Raw genomic sequence first — 19,243 nt, 5'->3', positions numbered from 1 at the left:
TTTTTTTAACTTTTTTTAAAGAGTGCTTGAAAATAGTAGCGTGATTAAGGCAAAACTACCCTTCCATTCTTTGCGAAGAGTCAATAATCCGCGGTGTAACAAATTACTCGCCGACTGATAATTAACATCCAGCATTTCTGCAATTTGTTCTACAGATAATCCTTGGTGATAGCGTAAATAAAGGGCTTCTTTTTGTCTGGCAGGTAATTCGTTAAGTAATTTGTTTAGGTATGTTACTTTTTCTTTTGCAGCATAATCGTCGTCCAGAAGTTCGTTTTCTACAGAAAATTCTAAAAGAAAAGCAATCGCATCTGTACTTGCCGTTTTTCTAAAAATATGATCACGTTCATACAAACGTGCAATTCTTTTTCTAACGCTCGATAATAAATAAGCTTTTACCACTACAGATTCCTGAAGGGAATTGCGATAAACCCAAATATCTGTAAAAACATCCTGAATACAATCCTGTACTTTTTCGGCATACGGAGAAAGGGAATTTCCATAATTTACAAGATCACTATAGTATCTTTCAAATAATAATGAAAATGATTTTTCATCTCCATTTATTAAATTATTCCAAAGTGTATTATCATCAACAGCATTGATCGGCAGGATTCGGGTTCTCATATTGTGGGGGCTTATAATTCTGCAAAGGCAATGTTCCTTAATGCAGAGAATACATTATTTTAACATTATCATTTACTTTTGTTCGATAAATATATAAAAGCAAAAACTTAAAAACAATTATTTTACACAAAAGAGACAGTTTCCTAATATAGAAAACTGTCTCTTTTGGTTGATATAACTGGGTTCTTAAGGAAATGTTAAAATTATTATTCTCCCCAATAATAAATATATTTTTGAATGACTTTACTTACTTTACTAAAATTTAGTATTTAATAAATTTAGAACTTGAATTCCCTTTATTTGTTTTTACCTGTAAAATATAATTCCCTGCCTGTAGTCTTGAAACATCAATATTAGATGTTTTTTCTGCATTTGGAACCGTGATTATCAGCTGCCCTAAAATATCATAAATATTTAAAGTCTTAATTTCAATTGTATTATTTACAGAGATATTTAAAACATCTTTAACCGGATTTGGATATATATTAAAATAGTTCGAAAACTCGAAATCCTGAGTTCCTAATGTTTTAAAAGTTGAAATAGCTTTATTGGTTAAAATTGGAAAATTATAATCGAAATAAATATTAGCTTCATTTGTAAAAGAATCACCCACTTTTAAGGTTGGTAAGGTTTTAATTTTAAAAGCAATGTATCCATCATTATGAGCATCATCAAAAGGAAGGTTTATTTTTTCAAAGATGAATTCTACTTTATTTCCATTTGAAATTTTAGTGACACACGAGTGACTTGCTCCTGTTGGAACTAATGTAGAAATATCAAACTTAGACAAATCAATTAAATCCTTTACTACGATATTCTCAGCTGGATAAGTTCCCGTATTTTCAAAACGAATTAAATAATGAACATATTCGCCTATTAATTCCGGTTTTATAACGTCGCCTTCTAAACAGGTTTTATCATTAGGGTCGTACGAACCTACCACAGTCTGACGTAATGCAAAAGAGTTGTCAACTGGTTTTTCATCGCCTGAAACAGGAGAAATTAGAGCATTGAAACTTAAACGATCCCCAATATTAACTGCAGGAATTTCCATTGGAGAATTTACATTTAGAGTAATTAAGATTTCTCTGCTTTCAAAAGGCTGCAAATTTTCATAATTCCATACCAGCTTGTTTGTTGATTGGCTGGTAACAGCAGGAATAGAAGAAATAAGATCTAAAACAGCATCATTAAAATCCAGAGAAACTGATCCTGATTTTACTTGATTTCCTTTATTTTTAAAAACAATTTTATAAGCAGCCTTAAAACCGGGTCTAGCCGGAAGAGTTGAAAAAAAAGAAATCTCTAAATCTTGATGATCTCCATTTGGTATAATACAAAAATCTTGAGTAACTGGAGTTATTTCATCTGCAAGAGTAATGGTTACTGATGATGGAGAAACTTTAAAATACTCTGGATTTTCAATATTTGGAGTAATTGTATAGATCCCTTTTTCGACCATGAAAATGTAATTCCCTAAAACATCTGAAAAAACATTACTTTTTGCTTTTCCATCAGTTACACTAAAATTCAACCCAGAATAAACAAGATCGTTATCATCGCAGCCATTGTTGTTGCTGTCAAATTTTGTCTTTCCTTTAATTGTATAGTAACTCCCGCCCGGTTCGAATGAACAATAGGAATTTAGAGATATATTACTTAGGTTATAATATTTAAGATATTGCTCTAGTTGTGAATTTTGTATATCATCAGCACAAATATATTTTAAACTTGTACAGCCTTCTATATCAATACCCTCGTCTCTTCCATTTTTTGAATAAATCATTGTGAGCTGTTTATTATTTCTACACTCCATACTGCTGATCTTAACAAATTTAGAAATATCGATTATAGAAAAATTATTATCGGATAGTCTTATAAAATCGATATTACTAAAATCATCAACTATAACTTCTGTCAATTTATTATTTCCTAAACTACAATTCCTAATGTTTTTGGGAGTTGTTAAATTTATCTTTTCTAATTTATTGTTATCACCCCATAAATCAAGCAATTGTGAACACATTGAAAGATCCAGAGCAACTAATTCATTTGTTTGTGCCCAAATTTTAGTAAGTTTAGTACAATCTGTAAGGTTAATGAAATTTGTAATTTTATTATCATTACAAATTAATTCTTCCAATGCTGTAAGGCCTGTAACATCTAACTTTTTAAGATTATTATTTTGACATTGAATATGCTTTAGACTAGTAAGACCAGATAAATTTAAGTCGTCAAGTAAATTATAATCTACATGCAAATGATGTAGTTTATCAAGTCCGCTTAAGTTTATTGATGTAAGATTGCTTCTAGAACAAACTAATGTTTCTAATTTTTTTTGAGCACTAACATCAAGTGTTTTTATTGGATTAGTACTACAATCTAAATATGTAAGCTCTTTTAATTCACTGACATCTAAAGCTGATATTTGTGTACTCCAACAAATAAGGCTTTTTAAATTTTTAAAATATTCAATTCCGGAAATATCAACAATATATGAAGACGATAAATTTAATTCACTAACTTTTAACGCTTCTGAAATTTGAATTTCAGTATCGTCGTTTTCGTCAATTTTTATAAAATGTCCATTAGAATCTTTTGCGATATCATTATCTGTATTTGCGAGTAACAGTTTTGACCTAAAGCTTTGAGATTTAAAATCAATAACTTGTGCATTTAGTTTGAATAATAAAAAAAAGGCAAATAAAATAAAGTAATGTTTCTTCATAAGATGTTTTTTGATGCGGTAAATATAGCATTTTAAGTAACAAAGTAATTCTTGAAAAAATATTTTATTAAGAATTTATTAATAAAATTCAAATGTCTTCATAGGGTTAATTATATTTGCTTCGGCATCCCTATTTCTATAAAAATATAAATGAAAAAAATACTTTTTGTACTTCTAATTACGCTATTTTCCAATTTTGCTAAAGCTCAGTTAGTTGTTGACAATACATCCTTAACTCCACAGCAATTAGCTCAAAATGTATTACTTGGACAGGGAGTCAATATTTCAAACATTAAATTTAACGGATCTTCTTCTAACTCAATAAGTGATCAGATCGCAGTATTTGACAATGGAGCAGCAACCAACATTGGTATAAATAAAGGTTTAATTTTAAGTACGGGGAATGCAATTATTGCAAAAGGCCCAAACAATAGTGCATTAGCCACGCTGCCAACATCTAGTCCTGTTGAAGGCGATAGCGATTTATCTATTTTAACTAATAATGCACCAATCAAAAATGTAGCGGTTTTGGAATTTGATTTTATTCCTGTTGGAAACAAACTGACTTTTAATTTTGTTTTTGCTTCAGATGAATATCCTGAATTTGTAAATGATTTATATAATGACAATTTTGGATTTTTCATAAGTGGACCGGGAATTAGCGGTCCCTATTCTGGAAATGCAAAAAACATTGCCTTAATTCCAAATACGTCATTACCAGTTTCAATCAATAACTTAAATAATGGTACTTCTAATGCCGGACCATGCGAATATTGCCAATATTACATCAATAACGAAAATGGTGCTACTATACAATATGATGGTTTTACTAAGGTAATTGAAGCGAGTTCTGATGTTGAATGCGGACAGACCTATCATATAAAACTTGCAATTGCAAATGTTGCTGACAACAATTATGATTCGGCAGTATTTATTGAAGGAGCCAGTTTTAGTTCTTCAGGAATTAACTTAGGAGAAGATCTCCAAATTTGTTCCAGTACAAATTATACACTAAAAACAGGATTAGACCCTTCAGTTATTCATGAATGGACATTTAATGGAATCGTAATTCCATCTCAAACTGGTCCGGAAATTACAATAAATCAGTCTGGAACTTATGGTGTTAAAGCAACACCAATAGGAATTGGCTGTCCAGTTTCTGACGAAATAAAAATACAATTCAGCACTATTGCAAAACCTTATCTTTATTGCGGCACAAAAACATCAAACTCTATTACTTTCGACTGGTTAGCTTTAGGAACTGCTGAGTTTTCTGTTGCGTATAAAATTGGAAATAATCCTATTGTAAATATAGGTTATGTTGGAAAGATATATTCTTATACAGTTCAAAATGTACCGAATGGCGAAACGGTTACAATAACAGTTACTCCAATTGGTAATCCGGCAGAATGTTTTGGTTCAAATTCAATTTCCTGTATACTTGACAATTGTGTAACGACTCCAACATTAACTCTAAATCAAGGCAGTGCTTCACAACAGGTTTGCGAAAACACAGCTATTAGCGATGTTAGTTATACAATTGGCGGTGGAGCTACAAGTGCATCTATAACTTCAGGAAATCTGCCTACAGGTGTAACAACAAGTTTGGTAGGAAATATATTTACAATTAGTGGAATTCCAACTTCTTCCGGAACATATAATTATACCATAGCTACTTCAGGAGGATGTGGATCAAATGCAAACAGCAGTGGCTCTATAATTGTAAATAAAAAAACTATTCCCCTATTTACTCCTATCAACGCAATATGTGAAGGCGAATCGATTTCGCTTCCGTTACAATCGACTAATGGTATAAACGGAACATGGTCTCCTGCAATAAATAATTTAACGACTACTGAATATACGTTTACACCAAATTCTGGACAATGCGCTGTTGCAGCTAAATTAACAATACCTGTAAATCAAAAAATAAATCCAACATTCAATACTATTGCACCAATTTGCGAAGGTGAGACTATTATACTTCCAACGCAATCAATTAATGGCATAAACGGAACGTGGACACCTTTGCTAAATAACTTAACGACTACTGAATATACGTTTACGCCTAATTCTGGTCAATGTGCTAATACTGCTAAATTAACAGTAACTGTAAATCAAAAAACAATACCAACATTTAATTCAATTGCACCAATTTGTGAAGGTGAGGCTATTGTTCTTCCATCGCAATCAAACAACGGAATTACAGGTACATGGTTTCCAGCAATAAATAATCTCGCAACTACCGAATACACTTTTACACCAAATTCTGGTCAATGTGCCAATACTGCTAAATTAACAGTAACTGTAAATCAAAAAACAACACCAACATTTAATACTATTACATCAGTTTGCGAGGGTGAGACGATTATGCTTCCTCTGCAGTCAGCTAATGGCATAAACGGAACATGGACACCGTCACTAAATAATTTAGCAACTACAGAATATACTTTTACGCCTAGTTCTGGTCAATGTGCCAATACTGCAAAATTAACAATAACTGTAAATCAAAAAACAACACCAACATTTAATACCATTACGTCAATTTGTGAAGGTGAGACTATTGTTCTTCCAACGCAGTCAATTAATGGTATAAATGGAACATGGACTCCTGCACTAAATAATTTAGCAACTACAGAATACACTTTTACACCAAATTCTGGAGAATGTGCTGTTAGTTCTAAATTAACAATAACTGTAAATCAAAAAACAACACCAACATTTACTGCTATTTCACCAATTTGTGAAGGTGAGACTATTGTTCTTCCAACGCAGTCAATGAATGGTATAAATGGAACATGGACTCCTGCACTAAATAATTTAGCAACTACAGAATACACTTTTACACCAAATTCTGGAGAATGTGCTGTTAGTTCTAAATTAACAATAGCTGTAAATCAAAAAACAGTTCCACTATTCAGTATTATTTCACCAATTTGCGAGAGTGAAACAATCTCACTTCCATTGCAATCAAATAACAGAATTACTGGTACATGGTCACCAGCAATAGATAATCTAAGAACTACTGAATACACTTTTACACCAAATAATGGCCAATGCGAAGCATCAATAAAAGTCACGGTTGTAGTCTATCCTAAACCAGAACCTAAAATTGAAGATGGAAAAATTTGCATTGAAAACATCTCAAATAATGTTGTTCAGTCTTATCTCTTAAATACTCAATTAAATAGTTCAACATACAATTTTGAATGGTTTTTAGACGGTAACAAGATACTAAATCAAAGCAATAGCACATTAGAAGCAAAAGAAGCTGGCCATTATGCTGTAATTGCAATTGATAAAAACACCAACTGTATTTCGGATATTGTAGAAGCCGAAGTAACCAGCATTCATACTAACTCGGGAGAGATAACAATGAATCAATCTGAATCGTTTTCTGAAAATTCAACTATAACAATAAATGTAACAAACGCATCAGGAGTTTTTGAATATCAAATAGACAATTCGGGGTTTCAGTTTTCAAATCAATTTACTGATGTCAATCCTGGCAAACATACAATAAACGTAAGAAGCATTAATGGCTGTACCAATTTGGCTAAAGAAATTATCGTAATTGGATATCCAAAATTCTTCACTCCAAATGGTGACGGTCAAAACGATACTTGGAATATTATTGGTTTTGAAGGGATACAAAATGATCGAATTTTTATATTTGATCGTTATGGAAAATTAATAAAGCAGTTGAATTCTAAAAATTTAGGATGGGACGGAACTTATAACGGACATCAAATGCCCGCAACTGATTATTGGTTTAAAATACTATTTACAGAAAACAAAATTGAGAAAGAATTCAAATCTCATTTTAGTTTAAAAAGATAAAAAAGAGCCTGAAAATTTCAGGCTCTTTTTTCTATAATTTAATAAACTTTGTACTTGAGTTTCCTTTATCAGATTTTACTTTTAGGATATAATTCCCACTTCGTAATTTAGAAACATCAATATTCGAAACATTTTCAATGTTTGGAATCGCTACAACTAATTGCCCCAATACATCGTAAATCGAAATAGATTTAATTTCAATATTATTTTGCAAAGAAATATTTAAAACATCTTTTACCGGATTAGGATAAATATTGAAATATTTTGAAAACTCAAAATCCTGAGTTTCTAATGTTTTAAAAGTAGAAGTCGCTTTGTTCGTTAAAATCGGAAAATTATAATCAAAATAAATATTGGCTTCGTTTGTAAAAGAATCTCCAACTTTTAGAGTTGGTAAGGTTTTAATTTTAAAAGAAATATATCCGTCATTATGAGCATCATCAAAAGGCAGGTTTATTTTTTCGAAAATAAATTCTACTTTATTTCCTTCTGAAATTTTAGTTACAAAAGAATGACTTGAACTTGTTGGAACCAAAGTCGAAATATCAAATTTTGACAAATCAATCAAATCTTTTACAACAATGTTTTCAGCTGGATAAGTTCCCGTATTTTCAAAACGAATTAGATAGTGAACATATTCGCCTATCAATTCTGGTTTAATTACATCGCCTTCTAAACACGTTTTATCATTAGGATCATAAGATCCAACTACAATCTGGCGCATTGCAAAAGAATTATCAACTGGTTTTTCATCGCCAGTTACGGGAGTTATTAATGCATTAAAACTCAAACGGTCATTAATGTTTACAGCAGGAGTTTCCATTGGAGAATTTACATTCAGAGTCACAGTAATTTCTCTTACTTCAAAAGGTTTTAAATCCACATAATCCCAAACTAATTTGTTTGTATTTTGAGTTGTAAAATTTGGAACCGAAGAAACATAATCTAATAAAGCATCGTTAAAATCAAGTATAACTGAACCTGATAATTTTGTATTTCCTTTATTTTTATATATTATCTTATAAACTGCGTCAAAACCTGGCCTTGTCGGAATAGTTGACAAAATAGAAACTTCTGCATCATTGTGAACCCCAATTGATTTAATTTGAAAATCTTGAGTAAATGGGCTTACCTGATCAGGAAAAGTTACAGTTACAGATTCAGGTGAAATGATATAATAATTTGAATTTTCAAGCATTGGGGTAACTGTATGCGTCCCTTCACCTGCTGGTATACTAAAATCACCAGATTTGTATCCAACAAAATTACCTGTTTTTTCTCCATTACTGATTTTTAAATTTAAATAAGGAAAACTCTCATTCGATCCATTATTTAAATCCCACTTCGTTGTACCATTAATAGTGTAAAACACGCCTCCGGGAGTAAAAGAGCAATATGAATTTACACTACAATTTTTATATCCATATTGATTAATTTTTGCTTGTATAGCAGAAGATTCTCCCTCATCTACACACACATAAACAAGATTTGGATTATTAGCTATATAAATATTATCAGTATTTCCGTTTTTTAGAAATAAAGAATTCAAAAGATTATTATCTAAACCAATAGAAAAAACTTTTTCAGAATCTGAAATATCTAAAGTTGTTAATTTATTGTCACCTGCAGACAAAAAATCAAGATTTTTTAAACCCGACAAGTCTAAATCAGTCAGATTATTAAATTCACATCTTAAGCTTTCAAGTTTATCCAAACCTTTAACATTAAGGCTATTTAAATTATTATAAAAGCATTCTAAGGTTTTTAAATTTTTCAACTCTTCTAAATCTAAACTTTGCAATTCATTAAAATTACATTGAAATTCTTCAATATTTTTTAGCCCTTTTAAATCTAAAGTAGTTAATTGATTTTTAGAGAAATACAATCTTTTAAGATTACTCCATGCGGTTAAATCTAAATTTAAAAATTTATTACCGGAACAATAAAAAGATTCAATGTTTGTAAGTGCTGCAAAATCTAATTTTGTTAACTGATTATTCAGGCAGGCTAAATTTTTAATTTTACTTGATTCCGGAAGTTTTATGTTTGCCAATGCATTATCGCTGCATATAAGTGTTTCTAAATTTACTAAAGCTGAAACATCTAAATCTGTAAGAAGCGGATTATTGCTGCAATATAAAAAGATTAAATTTTTAAAGTATTCAAGCCCTTTTAAATTCGTTACTTCAGAAAATTTAACATGCAATTGTTTAATAGCTAAAGCTTCAGAAACCTGAATCTCTCCGTCACTATTTGCATCAATAATTAATGTATTATTGTATTCATCAGTAGCTAAATGATTAGTTAAGTTAGCAGAAAGTAAAATTGCCTTAAATTTTTCATCAGGAAAATTAATCGTTTGGCTTTTAGCGATAGTCAATATGTTTAATGCAAATAGCAAAAAGTATATTTTTTTCATATTTTATAACTTATAGTTTAATAAACTTTGCACTTGAAGTACCTTTAGCAGATTTTATTTTCACAAAATAATTTCCTGTTTTTAATTTTGAGACATCAACACTAGAAACATTTACAACATTTGGAACTGCAATAATTAACTGCCCTAGTACATCGTAAATTTCGATTGATCTAATCTCTATATTATTTTTTAAAGAAATATTTAATTGATCTTTTACTGGGGTTGGATAAATATTAAAATATTGAGAAAACTCAAAATCCTGAGTTCCTAAACTTTTAAAAGTAGAAGTCGCTTTATTAGTTACAATAGGAAAATTATAATCAAAATAAATATTCGCTTCGTTAGTAAAAGAATCTCCAACTTTTAGAGTTGGTAAAGTTTTAATTTTAAACGCAATATATCCGTCATTATGAGCGCCATCAAAAGGGAGATTTATTTTTTCGAAAATGAATTCTACCTTGTTTCCATCTGAAATTTTAGTTCTGTAAGAATGGCTTGAACTTGTTGGAACAAGTGTTGCCATATCAAATTTCGAAGAATCGATCAAATCCTTAACAACAATATTTTCTGCTGGGTATGTTCCTGTGTTTTCAAAACGAATTAAATAGTGAACATATTCACCAATTAATTCTGGTGTAATAACATCGCCTTCTAAACATGTTTTATCATTAGGGTCATAAGATCCAACCACAGTCTGGCGCATTGCAAAAGAATTGTCAACAGGTTTTTCATCGCCAGTTACCGGAGTTATTAAAGCGTTAAAACTCAATCTGTCATTAATATTTACCGCAGGAGTTTCCATTGGTGAATTTACGTTTAGAGTAACTATAATTTCTCTTACTTCTAAAGGTTTTAAATCAACATAATCCCAAACTAGTTTGTTTGCAGCTTGAGTTGTAAGATTTGGAATTGAAGAAATATAATCTAATACAGCATCATTAAAATCTAGGGTAACAGAACCCGAAACAGTTTTGTTTGCTTTGTTTTTGTAAACAATTTTATACGTTGCATCAAAACCCGGTCTTGCAGGAAGTATTGATAAAATACTGATTTCGACATCTTGGTGTATACCTTTTGGAGTAATGCAAAAATTTTGGGTTACTGGAGTTGATTCTGTTGGAAAAGTAACCGAAAAATATTCCGGTGAAACTGAATAATAATTTGAATTTTCTAAAACAGGTTTAATTACATGAGTTCCAGAACCTACCGGAATTGAATAATTACCTGACTCATCAGAAATAAAATTACCTTTATTAGATCCATCTGTTATTGTAAAATTTAAATTAGGAAATTTTATATCTAATTCATCACATCCATCATTATTAGAATCATACTTTTGATTCCCTTGTATAGTATAATAATCTCCTCCAGGATTAAATGAACAATACGAATTAACAATACAATTATATCCTAAGTTATTAACTCTATATTGAAAATCGCTTACTTCATTTTCATCAGCACATATGTATTTTAATGTGGGGTTAAAATTAAAAAAATGATAATAATTGGTAGTAGCGCCATTCTTTAAATAAAGGGTTATTATTTTATTAAAACTACAATTAAATTGATATAAATTTTTACAATCAGAAGCATCAATCGTTGTTAGTTGATTGTTTTCACAATTTAGTTCATATAAAGATTCGCAGTTGGTCAAATTTACAGATGATACATTCCCATAATTAAAAATTAGAGAAAAAAGTTTTTTATGTCCGGAAAGATCTATAGAAGTATACAAGTTTCCTCCACATTCTAAATACTTAATATTTTTATTTTCTGAAACATTTAAAGAGGTTAGAAAGTTTTCACCACATGAAAATGTTTCCAAATTTGGCAGAGCTGAAACATCCAACAAATCGAGTTTGTTTTTTTTAATTTTAAAAAATGTTAATTTATTTAGATTGGAAACATCAACAGACTTCAAATTATTCATACTACAATCTAAAGTTATTAAATTTTTTACTCCAGAAAAATCAAGTGTTTCAATTTGATTATCATTACATCTTAAATCTGTTAATTTATTTAAGTCAGGAATTATTAAAGTCGATATTTTGTTTTCACTACAATCAATATTTTCTAAATTAAATAACCCCGTTGTATTTAAACTAGGAATTAAATTTTGCAAACAGGTCAATACCTTAAGATTTGTGCAATCGGATACATCTAAGCTGGTAATTCTATTAGAATAGCAGTCTAACTTTTCTAAATTTATTAATCCGTTCAATTTAATACTTGTTAGTTTACTTCTTGAACAAATAATTTCCTTTAGATTATTTAAACCAGAAAGATCTAAGGATGTCAAATAAGAATCTGCACAATTGAGATAAGTTAAATTTTTAAAGTATTTAATTCCCGTTAAATCATATAATGGTAAATTGTTAGAACCAATAATATTCAAACCATATACTTTTAAAGCTTCATCAGTGTCGATCTCCGAATCGTTGTTTGTGTCAATTTTTATTGGATTATTATTAATATCTACTGCAATGTTATTTATTACATCAGCTTGTTGTAATTTATATTTAAAAAGTTCATCTGGTATATTAATAATTTGTGCATTCAAAGAAGATGAAAAAAGGCCTAAAGCCAGTAATAGCAAGTAGTTTTTCAACATATATTTAATTTAATTTTGTGCTATAAATATATAAAGTCAAAAAATCAAAACCTAGTACTAAATAAAAAAAGCCTTACTAAATATTAGCAAGGCTTTTAAAGTTTTATAGACTGAAAATCAGCTTAAAAAGCCACATTCCATCTTGGTAATCTTGCATTTTCATCTAAGAAATTTTGCAAAACTTGTCCTTCAACTGCAGTTGGAATTGCTTTTACATCTGCATTAAAAGTTTCGTACCAAACTACTTCAAGAACAGAAATATTCTCTAATTTCATTTGAGCCGGCCATGAATATTTTCTTCCTGTTTTAGCAAACTGATGTCCGTTTACGATTTTATCGTATAATCCGCCATTCTTGCTTTTAAGAGTTCCATCGTTTTGAACAGTTCCAGTAGAACCAACCATGATTAATTCTTTTGCATCTCCGTCAATTTCATAAACTACAAAAATTCCAGCGCTTCCTTCCGGAGCATTGCAAACTTCTTCTAAACTATCATTTACAGTAAAAGTAAAACTATTACTTGCTTTAAACTTTTCTAATTCTTTACTCATCATTTCTTTTTTAAGTTTCTAAGATACTGAGGTACTAAGATTTTAAGTCTTTTCTTTTTACGCCTCAGTCTTTAAAATGTAAAAAAGTCTCAACAAAATATTGAGACTTTTTTGGAATTTATTATTTTAATAATTGGAATTTATCCAAGTACTTCTTTTACTTTTTTACCAATTTCTGCTGGTGAATCAACAACGTAAATTCCGTTGTCTCTCATAATTTGTTTTTTAGCAGCAGCTGTATCATCAGAACCACCAACAATAGCACCTGCGTGACCCATTGTTCTACCAGCAGGAGCAGTTTCTCCAGCGATAAAACCAATAACTGGTTTACGGTTACCGTCAGCTTTTACCCATCTTGCAGCATCAGCTTCTAATTGACCACCAATTTCACCAATCATAATGATTGCTTCAGTTTCCGGATCGTTCATTAATAATTCAACAGCTTCTTTAGTTGTAGTTCCAATGATTGGATCTCCACCAATACCAATAGCTGTAGTAATTCCTAAACCTTGTTTTACAACCTGGTCAGCAGCTTCGTAAGTTAAAGTTCCAGATTTAGAAACGATACCAACTGTTCCTTTTTTGAAAACGAAACCTGGCATAATACCAACTTTAGCTTCTCCCGGAGTAATAACACCTGGACAGTTTGGCCCAATTAATCTAGAATTTCTTTCTTTAACATAATTATTTGCTTTAATCATATCTGCTACAGGAATTCCTTCTGTAATAGCAATAATTACTTTAATTCCGGCATCAGCAGCTTCCATAATTGCATCAGCAGCAAAAGCTGGCGGAACAAAAATGATAGAAGTGTCAGCTCCGGCTTGATCTACAGCATCTTTTACTGTATTAAAAACCGGACGGTCTAAATGGCTAGTTCCTCCTTTTCCCGGAGTAACACCACCAACAACATTAGTACCGTACTCAATCATTTGAGAAGCGTGGAAAGTACCTTCGCTTCCTGTAAATCCCTGAACAATTATTTTGGAATCTTTATTAACTAAAACACTCATGATATATATTTTATGTAGTTTTTAAAATTGTGTTGCAAAAATAAGGTTTTGTAATGTAATTTGCCTCTTTTATTGTCAAAAAAATATTAAGAAAATTGACTCATTTGATAACCTCTATAAAGCTTATCGTCTTTTATTTGCCAAATCGTTGCAAAATGCGCCAATAACATTTCCTCACGCGGATTCTCGATTGTTTTTACATAATGAGAATAACGTACTGAAACTAAGTCATCTTCGGCTAGAATGTGGCTGATTCTGACTTTAGAACGCACATAAGCTCGGCTGAGTTCATTTGTTAATTCAACTATAGCATTATAATCTAACTGAATAAAACCTTTTGTACTGTTCCATTCAATGATTACTTCTGGATGCAGATAAGTTTTTAAAATTTCACTATCAATTAAGGCATCCGACTTATAAAATTTTTGAACAAACTCTTTTATAGACATATTACTTCAATTTATTTAAAATTTCAGGAATCTTTTTGATATTGGCTAATTGTTTTAACTTTTCTCTTGATTCTTCAATTGGAGTTCCAAAATAGGACTTTCCTCCTTCAACCGATTTAGTAACTCCAGTTTGTCCCATAATAACAGCCTTCGCTCCTATTGTAATTCCGCTGGTTGTTCCAACTTGTCCCCAAATTGTAACTTCATCTTCAATAACAACACAGCCTGCAATACCAGTCTGTGATGCAATTAGACATTTCTTTCCGATAACAGAGTCATGTCCAACATGCACCTGATTGTCGATTTTTGTACCTTCTTTAATTGTAGTGTCTCCGGTAACTCCTTTGTCAATTGTACAAAGAGCGCCAATTCCAACATTGTCTTCAATTACTACTCTTCCGCCAGAAATTAACTGATCAAAGCCTTCCGGACGTTTTTTATAATAAAAAGCATCTGCTCCTAAAATAGTTCCGGCATGAATAATAACATTATCACCAATTACGGTATGATCGTAAATTGAAACGTTTGAGTGAATCAAACAATTCTTTCCAATTTTAACATGATTCCCAATAAAACTATTAGGCTGAATTACAGTACCTTCTCCAATACTAGCTGAAGATGAAATCGCAACATTTGCAAATTGAAATGGTTTAAAATGTCTGGTTAAAGTATTGAAATCTCTGAAAGGATCATCAGAAATTAAAAGAGCTTTACCTTCCGGGCATTCAACCTTTTTGTTTATTAAAACAATTGTTGCTGCAGATTGTAAAGCTTTGTCATAATATTTTGGGTGGTCAACAAAAACAATATCACCTGGTTCTACAACATGGATTTCGTTCATGCCTAAAACCTCAAAGTTTTTGTCACCAATAAATTCGCATTTAAGCAAATTTGCAATTTCTTCTAAAGAGTGAACTTTTGGAAATTTCATATTTTTATTTCGTTTTTAGTCTCAGTTTTCAGTCACAGTTTTCAATCAACAAACTGAAAAACTGTGACTGAAAACTGAAAACTTATAAAAACTACTCTTTTACACGCTCCATGTAAGAACCTGAAGCTGTATCGATTTTAATTTTATCACCTTCGTTGATGAACAACGGAACGTTTACAGAAGCTCCAGTTTCTACTGTAGCATTTTTCGTAGCGTTTGTAGCTGTATTTCCTTTTACTCCCGGCTCAGCGTAAGTAACTTCAAGAACTACAGATGCAGGCATATCTACAGATAAAGGTAAATCAGTTTCAGTATTAATCTGAACCATTACGTTTGTTCCTTCTTTTAATAAATCCGGAGCATCTAAGATATTTTTGTTCAAAGAAATTTGTTCAAATGTCTCTGCATTCATAAAGTGAAATTCATCACCTTCTGGATATAAAAACTGGAATGTATGTGTCTCAACTCTAATAACGTCAATTTTGTGTCCTGCAGAAAAAGTATTATCCAATACTTTACCCGAAGTTAAACTTTTTAATTTAGTTCTTACGAAAGCTGGACCTTTTCCTGGTTTAACGTGAAGAAATTCAATGATTTTATAGATATCGTGATTAAATTTAATACACAATCCGTTTCTAATATCTGATGTAGATGCCATTTGTTTTTTATTTTAGATTTTTGAATGTAGATTTTAGATTTAAAAACTGATCCACATTGTATTTTTATAATATGATTTAAATTTTATTTTACAGCTTAGAAATCTAAAATCAGAAATCTAAACTCTAAAATTAATAATTCCCTGAATAACCTTTCATAATTCCTCGTGATGAATTTCTGATAAAATCAAGAATTTCATCTCTCTCAGGAGTAGCTTCCATTTCAGCTTCAATAATACTTAAAGCTTGTGTTGTATTGTAATTCTTTTGATATAAAATTCTGTAAATTTCCTGAATTTCTCTAATTTTTTCAGTACTAAATCCTCTTCTTCTTAAACCAACAGAATTGATACCAACGTATGATAATGGTTCTTTAGCCGCTTTTGTATAAGGAGGAACATCTTTTCTTACCAAAGACCCGCCAGAAATCATAGCGTGATCGCCAATATGAATAAATTGGTGAATTGCTGCTAAACCACCAATTACAGCGTGATTCCCAACAACAACGTGTCCTGCTAATGCTACACCATTTACAATGATAGCGTTATTACCAATCTCACAATCGTGTGCAATGTGAGCATAAGCCATAACTAAACAATTGTTTCCAAGAATAGTTTGTCCAGAAGCTACTGTACCTCTATTTATAGTAACACATTCTCTAATCGTACAGTTATCTCCAATAATTGCAAGAGAATCTTCTCCTCCAAATTTTAAATCTTGCGGCACCGCAGAAATTACAGCTCCCGGAAAAATGTTGCAATTTTTACCAATACGAGCACCTTCCATGATGGTCACATTTGAACCAATCCAAGTACCGTCTCCAATAACAACATTATTGTGAATTGTTGTAAAAGGTTCAATTACAACATTTTTAGCGATTTTAGCGCCTGGATGAACATATGCTAATGGTTGATTCATCTATGTTTTATATTTTAATTAAAATAGTCTAATTTTTAGGGCAACAAACCTAAACAATAAATTTGATTAATTATTGTTTTCTTGCAATTTGTGCCATTAATTCTGCCTCAGTCACTAATTTTCCGTTAGCATAGGCATTTGCCTGCATATGGCAGATTCCTCTTCTGATAGGAGAAATCAACTCACATTTGAAAATTAAGGTATCACCCGGCAATACTTTGTGCTTGAATTTAACATTGTCAATTTTCATGAAATATGTTAAATAATTTTCAGGATCCGGAACAGTGCTTAAAACCAAAATTCCACCTGTTTGTGCCATTGCTTCAACAATTAAAACTCCCGGCATTACTGGAGCTTCAGGGAAATGTCCTACGAAGAAATTCTCGTTCATAGTAACATTCTTCAAACCAACCACATGACGATCAGACATTTCTATAATTCTGTCAATCAACAAAAATGGTGGTCTGTGAGGAAGCATAGCCATAATTTTGTGAATATCCATCAATGGCTCTTGGTTTAAATCATAAACAGGAACATGATTTCTCTGCTCTATTTTAATGATTTTTGCCAGTTTTTTAGCAAACTGAGTGTTTACAAAGTGACCTGGTTTATTTGCAATGATTTTTCCTTGAATACGAACTCCAATTAAAGATAAATCTCCAATAACATCAAGTAATTTGTGTCTTGCAGCTTCGTTTGGATAATGCAAAGTAAGGTTATCTAAAACTCCGTTTGGTTTAACAGAAATCTCTTCTTTACCAAAAGCTTTCTTTAAATTAGCCATTGTAGACTCAGAGATTTCTTTGTCTACATAAACAATAGCGTTATTTAAATCGCCGCCTTTAATTAAACCGTGCTCTAGTAAAGATTCTAGTTCATGTAAAAAACTAAAAGTTCTTGAGCTTGCAATTTCTTGTTTAAAATCTGATAAACTTTTAAGCGTAGCATTTTGAGTACCTAAAACTTTTGTACCAAAATCTACCATCGTAGTTACTTGATACTCATCGCTTGGCATAACAAGGATTTCGCTTCCTGTAGCTTCATCAGTAAATGAAATAACTTCTTTTACTACATAAACATTACGGCTTGCGTCTTGTTCTTCAATTCCTGCTTTTTCAATTGCTTCAACAAAATATTTTGATGAACCATCCATGATAGGAAGTTCAGAGGCATCCAATTCAATAATAATATTATCCAAATCGCAGCCAACTACAGCCGCTAAAACGTGTTCCGGAGTTTGTATTTTAACACCTAATTTTTCTAAATTAGTTCCTCTTTGCGTATTAACAACATAATTAGCGTCAGCCTCAATGACTGGCTGGCCTTGCAAATCTACTCTTACAAAAGTGAAACCATTATTAATTGGAGCTGGTTTAAAAGTCATTGTAACTTCTTTTCCAGTATGTAATCCAACGCCTTTTAGTGAAATTTCATTTTTGATGGTCTTCTGTTTAACCATTATTTCCATTTTTTGGGTTTATTATTTGTTTTTTTATTTCTTCAACTTCGGCAACTATTTTAGGAAGATTTTTGAAATGAACATACGATTTATTAAAATCAGTATATCCAAGCGATGGCGTTCCTTGCAGAATTTCATCATCTTTAATGTTTCTTGCCACTCCAGACTGTGCCTGAAGTCTCACATTATTTCCTATTGTTAAGTGGCCTGCGATACCAACCTGTCCGCCAATCATACAGTTTTCGCCAATTTTAGTAGAACCTGCAACACCGCTTTGCGCAGCAATTACAGTATTTTTACCAATTTCAACATTATGGGCGATTTGAATTTGATTGTCTAATTTAACTCCTTGTCTAATAATTGTAGAACCCAGAGTTGCTCTGTCAATTGTAGTATTGGCACCAATATCTACATTATCTTCGATAATTACATTACCTATTTGCGGCACTTTACTATAAACTCCTTCTTCATTTGGTACAAAACCAAAACCATCTGCACCTATAATAGTACCGGAATGTATCGTGCAATTATTACCAATTATAGTTTCTGAATAAATTTTTGCACCGGCAAAAATAAACACATTATCGCCAATAACAACATTATCGCCAATAAAACTGTTTGGGTAAATTTTCACATTATTCCCTAAAACTACATTTTGTCCAATATAACTAAAGCTTCCTAAATACAAGTTTTCGCCATATTTAGTTCCCTCAGACATAAAAGACTGTGGTTCGATTCCATTTTTATTCAATTTTACCTGATTGTAAAAATGCAATAGTTTAGAAAAAGAAGCATAAGCATCTTCAACCTTAATTAATGTAGTAGTGATTTCCTGTTCAGGTATAAAGCTGTCGTTAACAATGGTAACTGTAGCTTTTGTAGTATATATATAGTTGATATATTTCGGGTTAGCCAAAAAAGTAAGAGATCCTTCCTCTCCTTCTTCTATCTTAGAAAGTCGAGAAACTTCGGCATTGGGATTCCCAACAACTTCTCCTTCTAAAATTCCTGCTATTTGTTCTGCTGTAAATTTCATCGCGA

The 19,243-nt window shown here is 31.2% G+C and carries 13 protein-coding genes; 1 reads left to right on the top strand and 12 read right to left on the bottom strand.

The window, feature by feature from the left end:
- Positions 1-15: 15 nt before the first annotated feature.
- Together NLJ00_RS18250 and NLJ00_RS18245 are read right to left on the bottom strand one after the other, a co-directional pair.
- On the bottom strand, positions 16-627 hold the full coding sequence (locus NLJ00_RS18250; RefSeq protein ID WP_053471433.1) for an RNA polymerase sigma factor: 612 nt from the start codon (positions 625-627) through the stop codon (positions 16-18).
- A 262-nt stretch (positions 628-889) separates the two neighbouring features.
- A complete protein-coding gene (locus NLJ00_RS18245; RefSeq protein ID WP_256634877.1) occupies positions 890-3,355 on the bottom strand; it encodes a DUF7619 domain-containing protein in 2,466 nt (821 codons plus the stop codon).
- A 150-nt stretch (positions 3,356-3,505) separates the two neighbouring features.
- On the opposite strand from NLJ00_RS18245, the gene NLJ00_RS18240 reads away from it, so the two are divergent.
- Positions 3,506-7,195 (top strand): T9SS type B sorting domain-containing protein, encoded by a 3,690-nt coding sequence (locus tag NLJ00_RS18240; RefSeq protein ID WP_256634876.1) that lies wholly within the window; start codon positions 3,506-3,508, stop codon positions 7,193-7,195.
- 31 nt (positions 7,196-7,226) lie between these two features.
- On the opposite strand, the gene NLJ00_RS18235 is transcribed toward NLJ00_RS18240, so the two are convergent.
- The 10 genes from NLJ00_RS18235 to lpxD all read right to left on the bottom strand — a co-directional run bounded on the left by NLJ00_RS18235 (position 7,227) and on the right by lpxD (position 19,238).
- Positions 7,227-9,614, bottom strand: a complete 2,388-nt coding sequence (locus NLJ00_RS18235) for a T9SS type A sorting domain-containing protein (RefSeq protein ID WP_256634875.1) — start codon at positions 9,612-9,614, stop codon at positions 7,227-7,229.
- 10 nt (positions 9,615-9,624) lie between these two features.
- Positions 9,625-12,225 carry a DUF7619 domain-containing protein gene (locus NLJ00_RS18230; protein ID WP_256634874.1) on the bottom strand — a complete coding sequence of 867 codons (2,601 nt, stop codon included), beginning with the start codon at positions 12,223-12,225 and terminating at the stop codon, positions 9,625-9,627.
- A gap of 122 nt (positions 12,226-12,347) precedes the next feature.
- Positions 12,348-12,776 (bottom strand): hypothetical protein, encoded by a 429-nt coding sequence (locus NLJ00_RS18225; RefSeq protein ID WP_319800434.1) that lies wholly within the window; start codon positions 12,774-12,776, stop codon positions 12,348-12,350.
- A gap of 140 nt (positions 12,777-12,916) precedes the next feature.
- Entirely contained in the window at positions 12,917-13,789 is an 873-nt protein-coding gene (gene sucD, locus NLJ00_RS18220) for a succinate--CoA ligase subunit alpha (protein WP_053471430.1), read from the bottom strand.
- An 86-nt stretch (positions 13,790-13,875) separates the two neighbouring features.
- On the bottom strand, positions 13,876-14,238 hold the full coding sequence (locus NLJ00_RS18215; RefSeq protein ID WP_053471429.1) for a nuclear transport factor 2 family protein: 363 nt from the start codon (positions 14,236-14,238) through the stop codon (positions 13,876-13,878).
- 1 nt (position 14,239) lies between these two features.
- Entirely contained in the window at positions 14,240-15,169 is a 930-nt protein-coding gene (locus NLJ00_RS18210) for a UDP-3-O-(3-hydroxymyristoyl)glucosamine N-acyltransferase (protein WP_053471428.1), read from the bottom strand.
- Between the two features lie 91 nt (positions 15,170-15,260).
- Positions 15,261-15,827, bottom strand: a complete 567-nt coding sequence (gene efp / locus NLJ00_RS18205) for an elongation factor P (RefSeq protein WP_053471427.1) — start codon at positions 15,825-15,827, stop codon at positions 15,261-15,263.
- A gap of 130 nt (positions 15,828-15,957) precedes the next feature.
- Positions 15,958-16,743, bottom strand: a complete 786-nt coding sequence (gene lpxA, locus NLJ00_RS18200; protein ID WP_029270176.1) for an acyl-ACP--UDP-N-acetylglucosamine O-acyltransferase — start codon at positions 16,741-16,743, stop codon at positions 15,958-15,960.
- A gap of 70 nt (positions 16,744-16,813) precedes the next feature.
- Positions 16,814-18,202, bottom strand: a complete 1,389-nt coding sequence (locus NLJ00_RS18195) for a bifunctional UDP-3-O-[3-hydroxymyristoyl] N-acetylglucosamine deacetylase/3-hydroxyacyl-ACP dehydratase (protein WP_053471479.1) — start codon at positions 18,200-18,202, stop codon at positions 16,814-16,816.
- Positions 18,195-19,238, bottom strand: a complete 1,044-nt coding sequence (gene lpxD / locus NLJ00_RS18190) for a UDP-3-O-(3-hydroxymyristoyl)glucosamine N-acyltransferase (protein WP_073481315.1) — start codon at positions 19,236-19,238, stop codon at positions 18,195-18,197. Before lpxD ends, NLJ00_RS18195 begins: the two co-directional genes overlap by 8 nt.
- Positions 19,239-19,243: the final 5 nt, after the last annotated feature.

It is taken from the genome of Flavobacterium panici, assembly GCF_024499525.1.
In the GTDB taxonomy this organism is placed as follows: domain Bacteria; phylum Bacteroidota; class Bacteroidia; order Flavobacteriales; family Flavobacteriaceae; genus Flavobacterium; species Flavobacterium panici.
The sequence above is the reverse complement of the archived record's forward strand: the minus strand, read 5'-3'. Positions and strand labels throughout refer to the sequence as shown.

Excerpts from the sequence above, each read along its gene's own strand:
- NLJ00_RS18250 (WP_053471433.1), bottom strand. The coding sequence starts at position 627 with ATGAGAACCCGAATCCTGCCGATCAATGCTGTTGATGATAATACACTT.
- NLJ00_RS18245 (WP_256634877.1), bottom strand. The coding sequence starts at position 3,355 with ATGAAGAAACATTACTTTATTTTATTTGCCTTTTTTTTATTATTCAAA.
- NLJ00_RS18240 (WP_256634876.1), top strand. The coding sequence starts at position 3,506 with ATGAAAAAAATACTTTTTGTACTTCTAATTACGCTATTTTCCAATTTT.
- NLJ00_RS18235 (WP_256634875.1), bottom strand. The coding sequence starts at position 9,614 with ATGAAAAAAATATACTTTTTGCTATTTGCATTAAACATATTGACTATC.
- NLJ00_RS18230 (WP_256634874.1), bottom strand. The coding sequence starts at position 12,225 with ATGTTGAAAAACTACTTGCTATTACTGGCTTTAGGCCTTTTTTCATCT.
- NLJ00_RS18225 (WP_319800434.1), bottom strand. The coding sequence starts at position 12,776 with ATGAGTAAAGAATTAGAAAAGTTTAAAGCAAGTAATAGTTTTACTTTT.
- sucD (WP_053471430.1), bottom strand. The coding sequence starts at position 13,789 with ATGAGTGTTTTAGTTAATAAAGATTCCAAAATAATTGTTCAGGGATTT.
- NLJ00_RS18215 (WP_053471429.1), bottom strand. The coding sequence starts at position 14,238 with ATGTCTATAAAAGAGTTTGTTCAAAAATTTTATAAGTCGGATGCCTTA.
- NLJ00_RS18210 (WP_053471428.1), bottom strand. The coding sequence starts at position 15,169 with ATGAAATTTCCAAAAGTTCACTCTTTAGAAGAAATTGCAAATTTGCTT.
- efp (WP_053471427.1), bottom strand. The coding sequence starts at position 15,827 with ATGGCATCTACATCAGATATTAGAAACGGATTGTGTATTAAATTTAAT.
- lpxA (WP_029270176.1), bottom strand. The coding sequence starts at position 16,743 with ATGAATCAACCATTAGCATATGTTCATCCAGGCGCTAAAATCGCTAAA.
- NLJ00_RS18195 (WP_053471479.1), bottom strand. The coding sequence starts at position 18,202 with ATGGTTAAACAGAAGACCATCAAAAATGAAATTTCACTAAAAGGCGTT.
- lpxD (WP_073481315.1), bottom strand. The coding sequence starts at position 19,238 with ATGAAATTTACAGCAGAACAAATAGCAGGAATTTTAGAAGGAGAAGTT.